General features: G+C 57.7%; 14 protein-coding genes and 2 pseudogenes. 8 read left to right on the top strand and 8 right to left on the bottom strand.

Going from position 1 to position 17,165, the window contains the following annotated elements:
- Positions 1 to 7 precede the first annotated feature (7 nt).
- Entirely contained in the window at positions 8 to 325 is a 318-nt protein-coding gene (locus ACR0M9_RS17800; RefSeq protein ID WP_209505065.1) for a DUF3775 domain-containing protein, read from the top strand.
- A 571-nt stretch (positions 326 to 896) separates the two neighbouring features.
- Here ACR0M9_RS17800 and ACR0M9_RS17795 read toward each other — a convergent pair.
- Positions 897 to 1,784: a LysR family transcriptional regulator gene (locus ACR0M9_RS17795; protein ID WP_480774256.1), complete on the bottom strand. Its 888-nt coding sequence runs from the start codon at positions 1,782 to 1,784 to the stop codon at positions 897 to 899.
- Between the two features lie 171 nt (positions 1,785 to 1,955).
- Between ACR0M9_RS17795 and ACR0M9_RS17790 the strand changes: the two genes are divergently transcribed.
- The gene (locus tag ACR0M9_RS17790) at positions 1,956 to 2,576 is read left to right on the top strand and encodes a glutathione S-transferase family protein (protein ID WP_480774255.1); all 621 of its coding nucleotides are present in this window, start codon (positions 1,956 to 1,958) and stop codon (positions 2,574 to 2,576) included.
- A 69-nt stretch (positions 2,577 to 2,645) separates the two neighbouring features.
- Positions 2,646 to 4,301, top strand: a complete 1,656-nt coding sequence (locus tag ACR0M9_RS17785) for an FAD-binding oxidoreductase (protein ID WP_480774254.1) — start codon at positions 2,646 to 2,648, stop codon at positions 4,299 to 4,301.
- A 337-nt stretch (positions 4,302 to 4,638) separates the two neighbouring features.
- Here the strand turns inward: ACR0M9_RS17785 and ACR0M9_RS17780 are convergent, their stop codons facing one another.
- Positions 4,639 to 5,541 carry a LysR family transcriptional regulator gene (locus ACR0M9_RS17780; RefSeq protein WP_480774253.1) on the bottom strand — a complete coding sequence of 301 codons (903 nt, stop codon included), beginning with the start codon at positions 5,539 to 5,541 and terminating at the stop codon, positions 4,639 to 4,641.
- Positions 5,542 to 5,677: 136 nt separating this feature from the next.
- On the opposite strand from ACR0M9_RS17780, the gene ACR0M9_RS17775 reads away from it, so the two are divergent.
- Positions 5,678 to 6,589: a PhzF family phenazine biosynthesis protein gene (locus ACR0M9_RS17775; RefSeq protein WP_480774252.1), complete on the top strand. Its 912-nt coding sequence runs from the start codon at positions 5,678 to 5,680 to the stop codon at positions 6,587 to 6,589.
- A 209-nt stretch (positions 6,590 to 6,798) separates the two neighbouring features.
- Here ACR0M9_RS17775 and ACR0M9_RS17770 read toward each other — a convergent pair whose 3' ends face one another.
- Together ACR0M9_RS17770 and ACR0M9_RS17765 are read right to left on the bottom strand one after the other, a co-directional pair.
- The gene (locus ACR0M9_RS17770; protein ID WP_480547407.1) at positions 6,799 to 8,004 is read right to left on the bottom strand and encodes a Tm-1-like ATP-binding domain-containing protein; all 1,206 of its coding nucleotides are present in this window, start codon (positions 8,002 to 8,004) and stop codon (positions 6,799 to 6,801) included.
- Positions 8,005 to 8,020: 16 nt separating this feature from the next.
- Positions 8,021 to 8,371, bottom strand: a pseudogene (locus ACR0M9_RS17765) (aldehyde dehydrogenase family protein); the annotation flags it as partial.
- Between the two features lie 84 nt (positions 8,372 to 8,455).
- On the opposite strand from ACR0M9_RS17765, the pseudogene ACR0M9_RS17760 reads away from it, so the two are divergent.
- From ACR0M9_RS17760 to fahA, 3 genes and pseudogenes are all read left to right on the top strand, one after another.
- Positions 8,456 to 9,798, top strand: a pseudogene (locus tag ACR0M9_RS17760) (IS3 family transposase).
- A 131-nt stretch (positions 9,799 to 9,929) separates the two neighbouring features.
- Positions 9,930 to 10,565 (top strand): maleylacetoacetate isomerase, encoded by a 636-nt coding sequence (gene maiA, locus ACR0M9_RS17755; RefSeq protein WP_480774251.1) that lies wholly within the window; start codon positions 9,930 to 9,932, stop codon positions 10,563 to 10,565.
- A gap of 7 nt (positions 10,566 to 10,572) precedes the next feature.
- The gene (gene fahA, locus ACR0M9_RS17750; RefSeq protein ID WP_480774250.1) at positions 10,573 to 11,832 is read left to right on the top strand and encodes a fumarylacetoacetase; all 1,260 of its coding nucleotides are present in this window, start codon (positions 10,573 to 10,575) and stop codon (positions 11,830 to 11,832) included.
- 118 nt (positions 11,833 to 11,950) lie between these two features.
- On the opposite strand, the gene ACR0M9_RS17745 is transcribed toward fahA, so the two are convergent.
- From ACR0M9_RS17745 to ACR0M9_RS17730, 4 genes are read right to left on the bottom strand one after another with little or no spacing between them, the layout of a single operon-like run.
- A complete protein-coding gene (locus tag ACR0M9_RS17745) occupies positions 11,951 to 13,093 on the bottom strand; it encodes a saccharopine dehydrogenase family protein (protein WP_480774249.1) in 1,143 nt (380 codons plus the stop codon).
- A gap of 3 nt (positions 13,094 to 13,096) precedes the next feature.
- The gene (locus tag ACR0M9_RS17740) at positions 13,097 to 14,152 is read right to left on the bottom strand and encodes a saccharopine dehydrogenase (protein WP_480774248.1); all 1,056 of its coding nucleotides are present in this window, start codon (positions 14,150 to 14,152) and stop codon (positions 13,097 to 13,099) included.
- A 14-nt stretch (positions 14,153 to 14,166) separates the two neighbouring features.
- The gene (locus ACR0M9_RS17735) at positions 14,167 to 14,781 is read right to left on the bottom strand and encodes a glutathione S-transferase family protein (protein WP_480489467.1); all 615 of its coding nucleotides are present in this window, start codon (positions 14,779 to 14,781) and stop codon (positions 14,167 to 14,169) included.
- Positions 14,782 to 14,799: 18 nt separating this feature from the next.
- Positions 14,800 to 15,450 carry a histidine phosphatase family protein gene (locus tag ACR0M9_RS17730; protein WP_480489466.1) on the bottom strand — a complete coding sequence of 217 codons (651 nt, stop codon included), beginning with the start codon at positions 15,448 to 15,450 and terminating at the stop codon, positions 14,800 to 14,802.
- Positions 15,451 to 15,589: 139 nt separating this feature from the next.
- Between ACR0M9_RS17730 and ACR0M9_RS17725 the strand changes: the two genes are divergently transcribed.
- A complete protein-coding gene (locus ACR0M9_RS17725) occupies positions 15,590 to 16,786 on the top strand; it encodes a Zn-dependent hydrolase (RefSeq protein WP_480774247.1) in 1,197 nt (398 codons plus the stop codon).
- Positions 16,787 to 17,165: the final 379 nt, after the last annotated feature.

Below are 17,165 nucleotides of genomic sequence, written 5' to 3'. Positions count from 1 at the left end.
CGAAGAGATGTTGGAAATCTCGGCAAGAAAAGTCGCCCAGGTCGCCATGATGGGCCGCGAGCTGAACCGGGCCGAGGGCGAATTGCGGGCGTTCATCGACCGCATGAGCGAAGACGAGCAGGCCGAACTGGTCGCCATCATGTGGATCGGGCGCGAGAGCTTTTTTGCGGAAGATCTGGCCGAGGCCATCGCCACCGCCAAGTCTGAGGCATCGACCCCTTGTGCAGACTACCTGATCGGAACACCGCACATGTCTGACCACCTTGAGAATGGTCTGGACGCACTGGGGATATCTGCGGAAGACGTGGAAAACGATCTGATGTAGACCGCGCGACATCATCGCTGCCCGGTGCCTGCGTCTGGCGGCGCCGGATATTGCCCGCCAAGGCAGACTAACAGCGACGGGGGTGTCAAGCTTTCGAGCGAGGTTGGTGAAAGTCTGTATTCGGTTTCTCTTTGCCTTCGAAGCCGCTGCGAATAGGTTTCTATGTGATCTTCTTGAAAAGCCGCCACTTTCCCAAAGGTGCGGCTTTGTAAGCCGTGTATTTCTACTGAGGTAGACAGTTTTCTGTCGCGGCCTTGAGGAAATCATTGCTGAACGGGGATTGCGCGTGGACCATGCTACATAGAACATGTGGGTCAAGCGGTTTTCACCGGTGATCGTACCGCGCGCAATCGATGAAGCGTCCTACACTGAATTCTTGGCGCATGGACGCCATATAGGTCCGTGTGCATGTCCATGGAAAGTGGATGTATCTCTACCGCGCTTTCGACAAAGCGGGAAATACTCTTCATCTCATGCACCAAAACGAAAGTTCTGCCTAACGTTCTCAAGAATTTGCGGAACAACCGCCACGGTTGTGGCTGGACTGTGGATCCGTTTCAGTTGCTGGATGTCAGCCTGATCGAAAATGCTGCGCCAGAAAATCAATCAACGCGCGCACCCGGGTCGTCAGGTGACGATTGGGTGGATAGAGCGCATAGAGGCCGAAGTTTTCCGTTTCATAGTCCTGAAACAGGTGCTCTAGGGTACCCTCTTCCAGACTGCGGGCAATCACATAGTGCGGGCAACGCGCAATACCCAGCCCGGCGATCGCCATGTTGGCAATCGCCGCCGGGGCATTGGCATGAAACATTCCCGCCACCTTGACCACAATATCCCTTGTCCCGGCTCGAAACCTCCATGCTGTTGCGTCGGCCGGATTTTCGTCAATCAGGCAGTTATGTGTGGCCAGTGCCATCGGATCACCCGGACGCCCCCTTTCCGCTAGATAATCAGGCGACGCGCAGACGATCAGCGGCATATCGGACAGCTTCCGCGCAATCAGGGTCGAATCCCGCAACACCCCGATCCGTATGGCAAGATCGAACCCCTCTTCAACAAGCGCCACGCGCGAGTCCGACAGTTTAAGGTCGATATCGACCTTCGGATGCGCCCGCAGAAACGAAGCCAAAGCCTGAGTCAGGTTGATGCTGCCGAACCCGGTTGGTGCGGTTAATCGGATTGGCCCGGCCAGTGCCGATTGCCGCTCCTGAACAAGGTCTTCCAGCTCGTCGATTTGTTCCACGATCGGGCGGCAGCGTTCAAGGTACGCGATGCCGACGTCCGTCAACGAAACGCTTCTGGTTGTCCGGTTGAACAGCTGCGTCGATAGCTTGGCCTCCAACTGGGCAACATACTTGCTGACCAGTTTGGTAGACAGGCCCAGCCGCCGCCCCGCGGCAGTGAACGATCCCTCATGAGCAACCGCCATAAATGCCCGCATCGTGTCAATTGTATCCAACGCAGCGCTCCTTCGTCAGGTTGGTGTTTGGTCAATTATACCCAATTTGTTCATAGTTACTGAATAAAACGCAGGATTATAACTAAGAAAGGTTTTGCCATGTTCTAGCCAGTGACCGCTGACGAACATCGCCAGCTCGCTCCCAAGAAACTCCTCCGAAAGGAAACAGACATGCCAAACGCAATCCGTATCCACCGTCATCCCTTGTCCGGGCATTCACACCGGGTGGAACTATTCGCCAAGCTTGGCGGCATCAATCACGAGCTGATCGATGTCGACCTGCTGTCTGGCGAACACAAGAAAGAGCCGTTTCTTTCCCTGAACCCTGCCGGGCAGGTGCCGGTGATTGAGGACGGTGAAATCGCGATCGCCGACTCCAACTCTATCCTCGTGTACCTTGCGCGGAAATACGCGCCTGATTGGCTGCCGACTGATCCGGTGCGCGAGGCGGAAGTTCAGAAGTTCTTGTCGCTGGCCGCCGGCGACATCGCCCACGGCCCTGCGGCAGCACGATTGATCACCGTTTTTGGCGCTCAACTGGATGCAGAACGTGCCAAGGCCATCGCCAAATCCGCCTTTGACCGGCTTGAGGCGCATTTGAACGGACGCGACTGGCTGGTCGGAACCAGCCCATCCATCGCTGATGTCGCGATCTACAGCTATACGGCCCATGCGCCTGAGGGAAACGTTTCACTGGATGATTATCCCAATATCCGCGCCCTGCTGGCCCGGGTTGAGGCGTTGCCCGGCTTTGTGGCCATGCAAAGCACCAAGGTCGGCCTCGCCGCCTGACACCAGAGCGCGCCCGGCCGTCAGGACCGGGCGCATGCGTCCAAACTTTGCCGCCCCAGGAGAGACCCCATGATTTCCATCGAACCCAGCGACAGCAGCACTTCCCCTTTTCATCGGGGTGAACACATGGCGCAGGCGCGGCTGGGTGTCCGCGACATTGAACACTGGGCACGGAAAGTTGTCCGCGACCACATGCCCGAACAGCATCGGGATTTTCATACCGCCCTGCCGTTTCTTGTGATGGCCGCGCGCGATGCGCAAGGTCGGCCCTGGGTTACGTTATTGGAAGGGCCAGACGGGTTCGTCTCTGCACCAGATAACAAAACGCTTTCCATTACTGCCTTGCCAGCCCAAGGCGATGCATTGCACGGTGCCCTTCACCCCAAAAGCGATGTTGGCATCCTTGGTATTGAACTGGCCACGCGTCGGCGCAACCGTATCAATGGCCGCGCCGGACGCGTCACTCCGACCGGTTTTGATTTTCACGTTGACCAGACCTTTGGCAACTGCCCGCAGTATATCCGTGAACGCGCGTGGCACCGGGTTGATGACTCGAGGCCCGGACCGACAACACTCGGCCAATACTTGACGCCGGATCAGGTCCGGTGGATCGAAACAGCCGATACTTTCTTTATCGCCAGCGGCTATCGCGAAGAGGGCGAAAGCCCGACTTACGGGATGGATGCGTCCCATCGCGGTGGCGACCGTGGTTTCGTGCAGGTTCTGGACAACCGGCGGCTGCGGTTTCCCGACTATGCCGGCAATAACCACTTCAACACTATCGGCAACCTGTTGCTCGACCCAAGGGCGGGATTTCTGTTCGTCGATTTCGAAAGCGGCAGCTTGCTGCAACTGACCGGCGTCGCCTCGATCGACTGGGCCAGCGATGAGATCACAAATTTCCCGGGGGCGCGGCGGCTGGTGACACTGGAGATTGACGAGGTCGTGGAAATCCGCGCGGCAGTCAGCCTCAGATGGACTTCGGATGCAGATTCTGTCCGATCGCTCCGCCTGATCGAAAAGATCCGTGAAAGCGTCGATGTCGCCTCGTTTGTTTTCGAAGCTCGCGACGGTGGCCACTTGGCTGGGTTCGAGCCCGGGCAATACCTGCCAATCGAGCTTGAAATTCCAGGGATCGCCGAACCGGTGCGCCGGACCTATTCGCTCAGTAACGGACCGAACAATCATCGCTATCGGATTACGGTCAAGCGTGAGCCAAAAGGGATCGCATCGCAGTTTCTGCACGATCATCTGGAACTGGGCGCAATCATCAACAGCCGTCGGCCAGCGGGTGATTTCACAATGACTTGCGACCGGTGCCCATTGGTTCTGGTCAGCGCAGGTGTTGGTATCACACCGATGTTGAGCATTCTGAATAAGGTCGCAGACGAGCGCGGCAACCGCCCTGTCTGGTTCATCCACGGTGCTCGGGACGGTCAGCACCATCCAATGGCCGGTGAAGTTCACGATCTGGCCTCTAGGCGGCCGGGGATCACGACGCATGTGGCCTATAGCCAACCAACGCCAGAGGATGAGTTCGGAATGGACTATGACTCGCATGGCCGTGTCGATGGGGCGCTTCTGGCGCAACTGATCAACGATGCCAGCGCGCATTACTTTCTGTGCGGCCCTGTCAGTTTCATGGCCGAGATCCAGGCCGATCTGGAACGCCGCGGCATCTCTCCGGAACATATTCACACCGAAAGTTTTGGCCCCACTGGGTGATTTGACGTGATCCTGCGTGGGCAAATGAAGCTCAAACCACCAGAGCAAGGACATACGTGCCTTTTGTTCGTTTCGTTTGCATTGTGTTGTTGGGATAGCGTTCACCGGCCGGAATGATTTCGCCATTCCAGCTTTCAATCGAAACTCACCGGCTTGTATTTGAGTAGTTCGAGTTTTTAGGCGTCAGACACCAACTCCTCAGTTCCTCTCGCTGTTATTCCTAAGTCGTTCCTACGATTGCATATACGTCTTAGGAAAAGTGCGACGCCCTCGGCCGCCTGCCGACACAGAAACCTCCCCAAGCTGCAGTAAGAGTGGCAGGTCGAAGTTCGACGCTTCAGTATTCCAGTGCTGCCTCACGTTTCAGGCGGCTTGCGGCAAAATCGACAAATGCGCGAATCTTTGCGGACACCATCCGCCCTTCGTGGTGCACGATGTGAACCGGTGCAGGAGCCGGTTCAAAATCAGATAACACTGCCTTTAGCCGTCCGTCCGCCAGATATGGTGCGACTTGATAGGACAAAAGCCGGGCCAGACCCTGACCGCGAAGTGCCATTTCGATTACAGCATCGTTGGTATTCATGCTGATCCGTGGATGAACACGCACAAGCTTCGGGTTGCCCAGGTGGTCAAACTGCCACTGGCCTGACGGCGACAGGGCTAGGGAATTGATCAGGACATGTCTGTTCAGGTCATCCGGGCTTTCGGGTTCGCCTGCTTGTTCAAGGTATTCGGGTGCTGCAAAAACAACCTGTCTGACAGAACCGCAACGCATCGCCATAAGGCTGGAATCCGCAAGCGGACCTATCCTGACGCCAACATCCACACCTTCGTCTATTAAATTCACGATCCGGTCCACGTACAGCGTTCGCGCCTCGATTTTGGGATAGTGCCCCAGAAAATCAGCAAGAATTGGTGTGATGAACAATCTGCCAAACAACACAGACGAAGTGAGGTTGAGCAACCCTTTGGGTTCCGCATAGGTCCCGACCGCAGCGTTTTCTGCCTGTTCCAGATCAACGAGAATCCGCTTGGCATCTTCCAGAAATCTGCGCCCGCTCTCGGTCAACATGACAGATCGTGTCGTTCTTACGAATAAACGGACGCCCAACTCGCCCTCCAGTATCGAAATGGTGCGCGTCACAGCCGGTGGCGACATGTTCAGGTTGCGCGCAGCAGCAGCAAAGCCACCCAGGTCGGCCACCTTCGAAAAGACCAGAAGCGCGCGAAACTTGTCCATGTAATTATTCCAAAATAGTGAATAATAAATTCAAGCTTAATATTATTCTGCCAACAATTGAAACACACTATGTCTCAGGCAAAGACACAATCACTCCGCTAAGGCAAAAGCGCCCGCAGGAAATGGGAGAAATGCCGTGAATGTAAGCCAAGCCATCGGCCAAAACGTGACTGTCCAGATCGTGCACGGTTTTGTGGACAACGGGCTAGGGGGCAACCCTGCTGGGGTTGTTCTGGATGCCGACGGGTTAACCGAGGCGCAGATGCTGAAGATCGCGTCACAGGTTGGCCTGTCCGAAACCGCTTTTGTCTCGCAATCCGCGACCGAGGGTTTCAAACTGGACTTTTTCACCCCGAACCGCAGGATCGCGCATTGCGGCCATGCGACCATTGCCGCTTTTTCCCATCTGGATGCACTTGGCCGTATTCCTGATCCTGAAACTTCAAAAGAAACTGTGGACGGCCCGCGCCGGATTCTGATCAAGGATGGTGCCGCGTTTATGGAACAGTTGGCCCCTAGATATGAAACGCCAGAAGATTGGACCTCTCAGGGTGTCAGTTTGCAGGACGTTTTGGGCTCTTTGGGGTTGTCCCCGAGCAATCTGGATCACGAAATGCCGCCCGTTCTGGTCAATACCGGCAACAGTTTTGTCGTGATCGGAGTAGCTGACAGGGAAACTCTGGCTTCGATCAAACCCGATTTCGAGCAGATCAAAACGATCAGCGACCGTCTGGACCTGATAGGATATTATGTGTTCACAACGGCCCAATGCTCGGACGGGCGCGACGCTACTGCACGCATGTTCGCCCCCCGATATGCCATTGATGAAGAGGCCGCGACGGGAATGGCCGCAGGGCCGCTGGCCTGTGTCCTGCACGACCTGGGTCACCGCCGTCAGCACGGGTTTCTGATTGAACAGGGCATGTTCATGGAAACCCCTTCGCCCAGTTTGATTCAGGTTGAACTGGAAGTTCGTGACGGCGCAATCGCCAGTCTAATGGCAGGCGGGCAAGGCAAAGTCATGCGGTCCTTTCAATTGTCGGTGTGACTAAAACAGCGTTTGGGGCGGCGTGTAACATTGCGCGCAGCTTTGTCGAGCAAGTTGAAGAGCGGTTTCACGCAAATCTTGCCGCGACCCTTCAAAACAACGAACTCTCTCCGAGCGCGGATATCGCAGCTTTTGCTGGGGCGCTCGTTCAGATTGTGACGTTCACGTTGAATAGTCGGGCAACCCAATCAGATCACATGATCAGAGCGCTAGGTATCCAGAATCTCCAAGGTCTTGTCTGAAAACTCGACATCGTTGATATGGCTGTCAATTTCCACAAGTGTTACGTTTTCCGGACAGTTTTTTCTCAGCTCTTCGATGAATCCTGCAAGTCCCTCTGCATCTTCCAAAATCGCCCCGGCCCTGTCCCATTCGTTACCGCCTCTGAGCGGCACAAGCAGAACAGTCGGGCCGGTTGCTTCAGAAAGTTTTGCGCACATGGTGCGTGCCATCTCGCGCCTTTGCTCGGCGCTCATGCTGACCGCAGTAATTAGTCGGTTGTGGTCATGAAGGTCATGATCCGCCAACGCTGGAGGAACGGGATGCCAGCCTACCAAATCGACTAGATCATAACACCCAATCGAAACAATCTGCGGCACACCAGCCTTGCCCGCATTGGTCATGCGATCTTCGCCGGCGCTGATGGCTGATCCCAACATGTGGTTGCCGACTTCTTGCGGTGCAAAGTCCAAAACGGCGGCGAATTCACCTTTTGAAGCAAGGCTTTCAAATGCGCGCCCTCCCATGCCCGTAGCATGGAAAACGGCCAGTTCAAACCCGCGCGCCTCAAGGGCGGGCTTCAGGTGCACCATATAGCGCAAGACTGTTTTGCCGAAGGATGTCATCCCGATTATAGGGCGGTCTTTCTTCATCGGACGGGCAGCGCGTGCGGCCCCCAGAACCGCGCCAGCGGCTTGACGGAGAGAGGCTTCGCAGACCGAGTTAAGCCCGTAAAGACCACCAGCCCAAAGGATCATCTGAACGTCTGCCGGCAGCCGCTCGGGCGGGATCATCGGCGAGAAAGAGACAGTTGAGACGATGTATTTAGGTACACCAATGGGCAAGGCACAGCACAGATCAAGGGCCAGATCGGTCCCCATTGAACCGCCCAAAACCAAAACGCCATCGAACACGCCCTCATGGTGCAGCCGTGCAACCAGCAGGGCTGCACCTTTGGCCATGATCTGCATCGCAAGGTTTTCGTCACCGCCATCAATGGCTTCCTGTATTGTGTGGCCACCCTCCTCTGCCACCTGATGCTTGGAGTAATCAGTGGGGTGACTGGGGTCGCCAAGCACACTGATGTCCATGGTTTTCACCAATCCACCCTGTTCACGGATCACATCAGAGATGAAGTTCAGTTCATCATCTTTGGTGTCATAGGTCCCAACGACAAGAATAGTTCGATTGGTCATAGGCCGCCTTTCAGGTTCAAAGTTTGATCCAAGCTGTTTTCAGCTCGAAATACTTGTCAAAGGCGTGCAGCGATTTGTCATGACCGTTGCCAGACTGCTTGACGCCACCCAATGGAACCGTTGTGTCGGCCCCTCCATAGGTGTTTACATGGACAACCCCTGCCTGAATGGCCCGGATCATGCGATGGGCGCGCGACAAGTTCGACGTCCATACTGCGGATGCCAGACCGTAATCGGTTCCATTGGCAATTTTGATTGCCTCTTCTTCGGTGTCAAAGGGAATGACTGCAAGAACCGGGCCAAACACTTCATCCGTTGCCAGCCGATCGGTGGGGTGAACCCCCGTTACAACCGTCGGGGCCATGTGTCTAACGTCAGCGCATATGGGACCATTTAGGCCAATTTGATAAGAGAGAGTTTCTGGGTCATCGTAACCACCAAGGAGTGGACGATGAGAAAGACAACGAGGAGCCCTGGCGAGAAGATCGTCAAAGATATCAAGCGGGCAACACGCAAGCAGTATTCCAGCGAAGAGAAGATCAGGATCGTGCTTGATGGGCTGCGTGGCGAGGACAGTATCGCGGAGCTGTGCCGTCGCGAGGGTATATCCCAGGGCCTGTATTACAAATGGTCCAAGGACTTCATGGAGGCCGGGAAGAAGCGCTTGGCTGGCGATACAGCCCGGGCTGCGAACACGGACGAGGTCAAAGAGTTGCGCCGTGAGGTAAAAGACCTCAAGGAAGTGGTCGCTGAACAGACGCTTGAGCTGCGTCTTCTCAAAAAAAGCATGCTCGGGGATGGGGACGACCACGAATGAGGTATGCCGCATCAGAGAAGTTGGAGATCATTAGGCTGGTGGAAGAAAGTCATCTGTCGGCGCGTCGGACACTGGCCAAACTGAGCATTCCCCGCACCACATTTTACCGCTGGTATGACCGGTACCTGCAACGTGGCGAAGCTGGTCTCGCGGATCAATCTCCCAAGCCAAAGCACGTCTGGAACCGCGTTCCCACCGACGTGAAGCGTAAGGTTGTGGATCTTGCGCTAAAGGAGACAGAGCTGTCGCCACGCGAGTTGGCGGTGACCTTCACCGATCAGGAACGCTATTTTGTGTCGGAATCCACGGTCTATCGCACGCTCAAGGCGCATGACCTGATCACCAGCCCGGCGTTCATCGTGCTCAAGGCAGCAGATGAGTTCCAGCATAAGACGACGGCCATCAACCAACTCTGGCAGACGGACTTCACTTACATCAAGGTGCTGGGATGAGGCTGGTTTTATCTCAGCACGGTTCTGGATGATTACAGCCGCTATATCGTCTCTTGGAAGCTTTGCACGAACATGCGGGCGCAGGATGTGACGGATACTCTGGATCTGGCGTTGCAGGCTTCGGGTTGCGATCAAGTTCATGTCGTTCACAAGCCACGTCTGCTCAGCGACAACGGCTCAAGTTAAGTGTCCGGTGACTTGGCTGAATGGTTGCAGGACAAAGGGATGAAGCACTCTCGCGGTGCGCCGTATCATCCGCAGACTCAAGGCAAGATCGAACGCTGGCACCAGACCCTCAAGAACCGCATCTTGCTGGAAAACTACTTCCTACCCGGTGATCTTGAAGCCCAGATCACGGCCTTCGTCGATCACTACAATCATCAGCGCTTCCACGAGAGTATCAACAACGTCACGCCCGCCGACGTCTACTTCGGCCGAGACAAAGCCATTCTCTAAAAAAGCGAAAGGATCAAACAAAACACATTCGAAGCCCGGCGCTTGCATCATCGCAAACAGGCCGCATAATCAAACCAACCAGATGAGCCAAACCCTCCTCTAGTTTAGGCAGCCTTTGGTCCCAAAAACCCTGACGACGGACAGAGCGACTGCTGGGACAGCCTTGAGAAGAAGTTCGACGGGACTCCGGGTAAGAAATGATGGGTCTTAAGTTATATACCTATTGGAGATCGACCACATCCTATCGGGTGCGTATTGCATTAAACCTGAAGGGTGTGCCGTTCGAAAGCTGCCCGGTCAATCTGGTGAAAGGCGAGCAAAGAAGCGCAGCCTATCAAGCGATGAACCCCGGCAAGGGCGTCCCTGTGTTAGAGCTTGAGGATGGCACCAAGTTGACCCAATCTCTGGCTATCCTTGATTATCTTGACCGCGCCTATCCCGACCCGGCGCTTCTGCCGGACGACCCGATTGCGCGGGCCAAGGTGATGGCGGCGGCGCATGTGATTGCGCTGGACATCCATCCGGTGAACAACCTGCGCGTTGTTCAACATTTGGACGGGATGGGGCACAGCAAAGCGGAAAGTGTGGACTGGATGGTCCACTGGATGAACGAAGGTCTGACCGCGTTTCAGGCTATGCTGCCCCAAGGCACCCGCTTTGCCTTTGGCGACATGCCATCGCTTGCGGATATCTGCCTTGTATCGCAGCTTTACAACGGGCATCGCTGGGGTGTGGACATGACGCCCTTTGCGCGTCTGACCGAAATCGAAGAAACCTGTCTGGCCCTGTCCGCCTTCGCCGATGCGCGACCCGAGGTACAGCCGGATGCCGAGTGAGGATCACATGAGCCAACTGAAAAAGTCATGGGTGGACAGCGCGAACTCTGCCGAGACCCCCTTTCCCCTGAACAACCTGCCTTATGGTGTGTTTTCGACCTCAGACAGCGCACCGCGCTGTGGCGTGGCCATCGGGGATATGATCCTTGATATGCACGCTGCCGAAGAAGCTGGCCTGATCGAGATTGGTGATGAACCCGTTTTCGACGTGCCCTTCTGGAATGAATTGATGGAGCAGGGATCGGACGCATGGGCCGCCCTGCGCGCCCGTCTGGAACAGCTGCTGGGCGAGGCTTCGACCGAACGTGACACTGTTGAGCCTCTGTTGGTCGCCCAAGCCGATGCCGAGCTGCACATGCCGTTCCTTGTGTCCGAATACACCGACTTTTATGCCGGTCGTCAGCACGCCGCGAACATGGGCGCGATCCTGCGCGGCTCGCCCGAACTGCCGGCCAACTGGCTGCACATTCCGATCGGTTATAATGGTCGCGCGTCCTCGGTTGTGATCTCGGGTACGCCGATTCACCGCCCGAACGGTCAGCGCAAAGCGCCCGACGCCGAGATGCCCAGCTTTGGCCCCTCGATGCGTCTGGATATCGAGCTGGAAATGGGCGCCATTGTTGGCAAACCGTCCGAGTTAGGCCAGCCGATCACCGTGGATGAAGCCGACGACATGATCTTCGGCTATGTGCTGCTGAACGACTGGTCCGCGCGTGACATCCAAGGCTGGGAATACCAGCCGCTTGGACCGTTTCAGGGCAAGGCGTTTGGCACCTCGATCAGCCCCTGGATCGTGACCGCCGCCGCGTTGGAAACGTTCCGTGTGCCAACGCCCGAACGCGAGAGAAAGCTTCTGCCCTACCTCGACGGCTCAAAGGACGGCCTTTACGACATTGAGCTTCAGGTGCTGATGCAGCCTGATGGAGCCGAGAAGGCGAGCGTCGTTGGCGAAACCAACTACTCCCGCATGTATTACTCGGCCGCCGAACAGCTCTGCCACCACGCCATCGGCGGCTGTGCGATGAATGTGGGCGACCTTCTGGGGTCTGGCACGATCTCAGGCCCAACCAAGACGGAATACGGTTCTCTGATGGAGATGAGCTGGGCTGGTCGCGAGCCCTTCACGCTCGATACCGGCGAAACCCGGACTTTCATCGAAGACGGAGACACCCTGACCCTGCGCGGTGCGGCCAAGGGCGAAGGCTTCCAGATCGGCTTTGGCGATTGCGTCGGGCAAATCCTGCCCGCCGTTAACTGGCCCAGGTAAGTGGCGAGCAGGGCAACATCGGTAGTTCCGCACCCGCTGTTTGAAAACCTGTGATCCCACTCGATCATGTTGTTCAAAAAGCCATTCCAGAAACTCTGGAATGGCTTTTTGGGTGCGATCAGGCCGTATGATCCACGATCTGTAAGTGCTGGGCCAGTCGGTCGATCTCGGCCATCCAGCCTTGTACCAGTTTTGGGTCGCTTGGGGCTGCGTGAACACCTGCCGGGATGGCGCGGTTCATAACGGCCTCGACGGCAAGTGAAACCGGGATCGATACCAAACGCGCCATCGCTGTACCGCGCTCGTCGCCCCAGGCGTCCATGACATAGGTCTTGTGCCAGACAGGAACGCCGTCTTTCTCGGCTTTCAATCCAACACACAGCACAACGCGGTCGGGCTCACCCTCATCATAGGCGTTTTCGCTCCAGAACTGGTCGGACATCTCTTTCAGACGCGCATCCCCTTCCGGGCCCGACAGGGTTTCGATTTCACGGAACACATCCGACCACGCATCCGCCCAGCCGTTCAGGCGCAGGGTGCCGCGGACAAATTCCCTGACCGGCCAGTGATCCTCGAACTGGTACTGCGCCTTGAACGGGATCGAGTCGCGGTTGGGGTAGACCTCGAAACTTTCCGGCGTTGGCAGCGGCGCGATATAGCTGCTGATCGCATACCACGGGCGCGCAACGTCCAGCGGGGCATAGTCTCGGATCGACTTTGAAGGCGACCGAAGCGCCTTGAGCACACCCAACGGCGACCAGCTGAACTTGTAGCGGAACGGGTTCGGGATTTTGGGAATGCCACCGCAATACGAAATAAAGCTCAGGTGGTTTTGCGGATCGAACACATCCGAGGCGCGATAGTCATCGACCAGCGCATGCGCCATCAGGTGGTCGATGCCCGGATCCAGACCAACTTCGTTGACCAGCGCCACACCGGCCTCGCGCGCCTTGTCGTCCAGTGCGCGCATTTCGGGCGCGATGTAAGACGACGACACGAAATTGGCCTGCTTGGCAATCGCCAGTTCCGCCAGTGGTACGTGCCAGTCGCCCGGCAACATGGACACGATCACGTCGCCCTTTCCAAGCACATCACCCAGAGCGTCGATGTCGAACGCCCGTATGTCGTCGGTCAGGTCTCCGACCTCGGCCTTGGCTTTTTCGATCGTCCGGTTCCAGACGGTGACCTTGTGGCCACCTTCGATCAGACGGCGCAGGCCGGGGATGGCCGACAGGCCGGTGCCACACCAGTGAATCGTCATCGCTCAGATCCCTTCGATATGTGTTTTGTAAATCGCTTCTGCCCGACCCCAGACGCCGCTGTCCAGATGGGTCAGGGTCAGAAGCGACGGCAAAAGCTGTGCCGCATAATCTTCCGAACTTTCGACCGGCAGCATCGACGGCAGGTTATCGATGGCCATCACGTCCATCACCGGATCGGTTGCCACGCGCAAAGCGGGCGCGTCCCATGTGGTTGCACGGTCATAGACCGGCACCGGGTTGTAATCACTGTCCGGGTCGCAGGCGACATCGCCGATAGCGGTCAGGGTGCGCGGGGCAGTCAACGCCTCACGCGGAACAAAGACCGGGGTTCCGGGGCGCGCGAAGATGCAGTTCAGGAACAGGTCGTGGTCCAGAATTTCCGGAAACGGTCCGCCGCTGGCGGTTTCCGCCATGTCCCATTTGGTGACGTCGACGCCCATCGCGTCGCACAGGTCTGCGGCCCCCGTACCCACGCGACCCAGTGCACCGATCACGATGGCGCGGGGGCGTGGGGCTCCGGTGGCGTCCAACTCGGCCAGCAATTCAGCGTTCAGAACGTCTTTGCCTGCATATACTCCAACCGGCGGGCATGCGTCGCCCCGTTGCTGTGCCGCCCACGTCTTGAGCGTTACCGCAGCACCGGCATACCCGGCCCAGTAACCAAAGGCGGCAACGCGGCGGCCATCTTCGCTCACCAGATATTCCAGATCATAAAGCGTGCCGCCCCCGGCCTTGAACCGCTCCAGCAGCGCACGACCCGAATGCTGGCCCTTATAGGCATGGCCGAACATGATGTGGCGATGGGGCAGGGGGGTGCCATCTTCGGGCAGTTCCTTGAGGCCAAAGATGATCGCGTCCAGCGGGGCCTCGGGCCACGAATTCTCAGCCGCGATTGCACAGCCAGCGTCCTTGTAGCCATCAATCGGAATGGCGCGGACATAGCTTTCCTCAACCGTCACGCGGATACCTGCGGCGATCAGTGCTGCGGCTCCTTCGGGTGTCAGCCCCACCCGTTCCTCGTTCGGGCGCTGTTCCGCCCTGACCCAGAGATGTGTCATCTTAGTTCCTTTTGTCAGAGCATCCCGGCAGCGCGCACCGCCTGAACCGAAGGCCGTGCCTCCATCGCCTCGCGGAAGGCGATGATCCTGGGAAAGGCCGAGACATCGACGCCGTCGCCTTCCAGCCAGCTGCAAACCACATAAAGATAGGCATCGGCCAGAGAGAACGCGTCCCCCAGAACAAACGGCCCGCGCAACCCGTTTGACGAGATATAGTCGCAAGATGCGGTCATCGTTTGCGCCACCTTGTCCGTCATGTCTTTCCAGCTGGATTTCTTGTCGGCCCAGCGATGCCCGCGCAGCTTGTGGGCGTGGTTCACATGCATGGTCGAGGCCAGATAGAACATCACCTCGCGCATGCGGGCGGCCATGACCGGATCAGCTGGCACCAATTCGGCCTCGGGTGCCTTGGTCGCAATATATTCCAGCAACGCGCCGGTCTCGGTCAGGATGCCGCCATCGACCACCAGTGCCGGAACGCGCCCCTTGGGATTGATCTGCTTGTAGGCCGGTTTTGTCTGTTCCCCATCGGCAAAGTCCAGCTTGATTGCTTCATAGTCCAGCCCGGCCTCTTCCAGAGCAATCGCAACAGCGACCGAGATGGTTCGGGGTGCATAATAAAGCTGCATCAGGGATCTCCGATCTGGTTAGAGGTGGGTTTGCGCGAACTGCCGGTCGGGTGCTTCCAGATGCGGCACCGCATTGAACAGGACCGGGCTCAGCTGTGCGCCAATCGGGTGCAGACGATGCATCGACGTGTTCATGATGGCAAGGGCCACCCGCGCCATCGACGGGATGTCCAACCCCATCGCCTGCCGCACCACCATCGAGATCAACCCGCCCGAGGTCACGACGATGGCCGGTCCGCCCTCGGTCCCGATCTCGTGCAATGCATCGCGGACGCGGGCTTCAAACGCGTCGAAGGATTCCGGCGCGTTCTCGATCTTTCCGCTGGCCCAGGCCGCGAAGGTTTTGGGCAGGTGTTCGACAAATCCCTCGCGATCGGTCGGGATTTCGACGCCGTGCTGTTCTTCGAACAACTGTGCAAGGGTAAAATACTCGATCTCGTTCAGCCGTGCGTCGCAGACAGGATCAGCCAATCCCATGCTGGTGACCGTCTCGGTGTGGCGGGTCAGGGTGCCACAATAGACGCGTGTATAGTGGCTGCGGGTGTCACGCAGATGCGCGCCCAGCCAGCGGGCCTGCTGATGGCCCAGATCGCTCAGCTTGTCATAGCTTGCTTCGTCGCGCGCCGTCGTGTTTGCCTGCCCGTGCCGCACCAATGTGATATGTGACATGTCGCTCCCTCTTGCGCCGAAGTCTTAGGGCAGGTTCCCTGCCGGGACCAGAGGGGTTTCTTGATCTCACCGGAAAAACATTCGCAGCTGTCCGGTTTCTGGCTATGGTCGCCCTGACCAACCACGCCCGGAGGGATTCATGGCCGTCGACCACACGCGTTTTCTGGAGGATCTGCACAAGCTGCGTGAATTCGGTGCCTCAGGTGTGGGCAAAGGGGTCATCCGCCCGGCCTATTCCCAAGCGGATATCGCGGCGCGCCAATGGCTGGCGGACCGTATGGCCGATGCGGGTCTGACACCGCTTTTCGACCCGGTCGGCAACCTCTTCGGGCTGGCGCCTGGCCGCTCTCTGCTCATGGGGTCGCATTCCGACAGCCAGCCCGAAGGCGGCTGGCTGGACGGTGCGCTCGGCGTGATTGCCGCGCTGGAAATCGCGCGGTCCAGCGACCAGCCGATCTCGGTCGTCAGTTTTCAGGACGAAGAAGGCCGGTTCGGTGTGACCACGGGCTCGGCGGTCTGGTCCGGCGGTCTGCCGCTGGACAAGGCCGATGTGTTGACCGACGGTTCTGGCGTCAGCTTTGGCGAGGCCCGATCTTCCTTGGCGGATCTGTCGCAGGGTTTTGTCGATCCCGCGCGGTTCAGCGGCTTTGTCGAGATGCATATCGAACAGGGCCCCTCACTGGACGCAGCGAACGAGCAGATCGGCGTCGTGACCGATATCGTCGGCATCCGGGACATGTCAGTCACTTTCGAAGGGCAGCAGAATCACGCGGGCACCACACCGATGCATTTGCGCCAGGATGCGTTTCAGGCGTTGTCACTGTTCAACACGCGCCTCAACGAACGGTTTCGCAACGTGGTGACACCACAAACCGTCTGGACCATCGGGCGGGTCGATCTTCACCCCAATGCGTCGTCCATCGTGCCGGGTCGGGCGCGGTTCTCGATGCAGTGGCGCGATGGCGATCCGGATCGGCTGTCGCGGATGGAGGAGATTATCCGTACCACAGCGCAGGAAATAGCCAGCGAACAGGACTTGGTGCTGACCTACGGCCCTTTGCTCGGGTTGGAACCCGTCACGATGGATCAGACGCTGCGCGCGGCGCTGGAACATGGGGCCGAACAGGTGGCCCCCGGCAAATGGCGCAGGATGCCGTCGGGCGCGTTGCACGATGCCACAAACGTGTCGCGCCTGATGCCCGTTGCGATGCTGTTCGTGCCCTCAATCAACGGTATCAGCCACGATTTTGCCGAAGATACCGCCGAAAGCGATCTTGTCGCCGGGCTGAGGGTGCTGGATCTCGCAGTGCAGTCACTTGACGGACAGGCGCGATAAGGTGCAGGCAAAATACCGTTTTTTCAGGCCATTGCAGTCGGCTTGCCTGGTGTTATCGTCGCGTTCAAAGCTTTGATCGGCAAACCCTTGCAGAGGCCAAATGACAAATGTTGCCTAACGGAAAAAAGTTTCCTATAGGAACGCAATGGATGCATACGCCCGTATACAGACTTGCCCCACAGGCGGCGCGCCGGTTCGCAAGTTGACCGGAATCGTTGCAATATTGACTACTTGAGGCAGACTGACGGGAATGCGTTCCAAACCGAAAGATACGAAAAGGTATCCAAGATGACCGAGATTAGACGCACGCCGCTTTTTGGGCTTCACGTTGAGTTGGGCGGCAAGATGGTTGATTTTGCCGGGTGGGAGATGCCGGTTC

Source organism: Ruegeria sp. CH2, assembly GCF_056537065.1.
The sequence above is the reverse complement of the archived record's forward strand: the minus strand, read 5'-3'. Positions and strand labels throughout refer to the sequence as shown.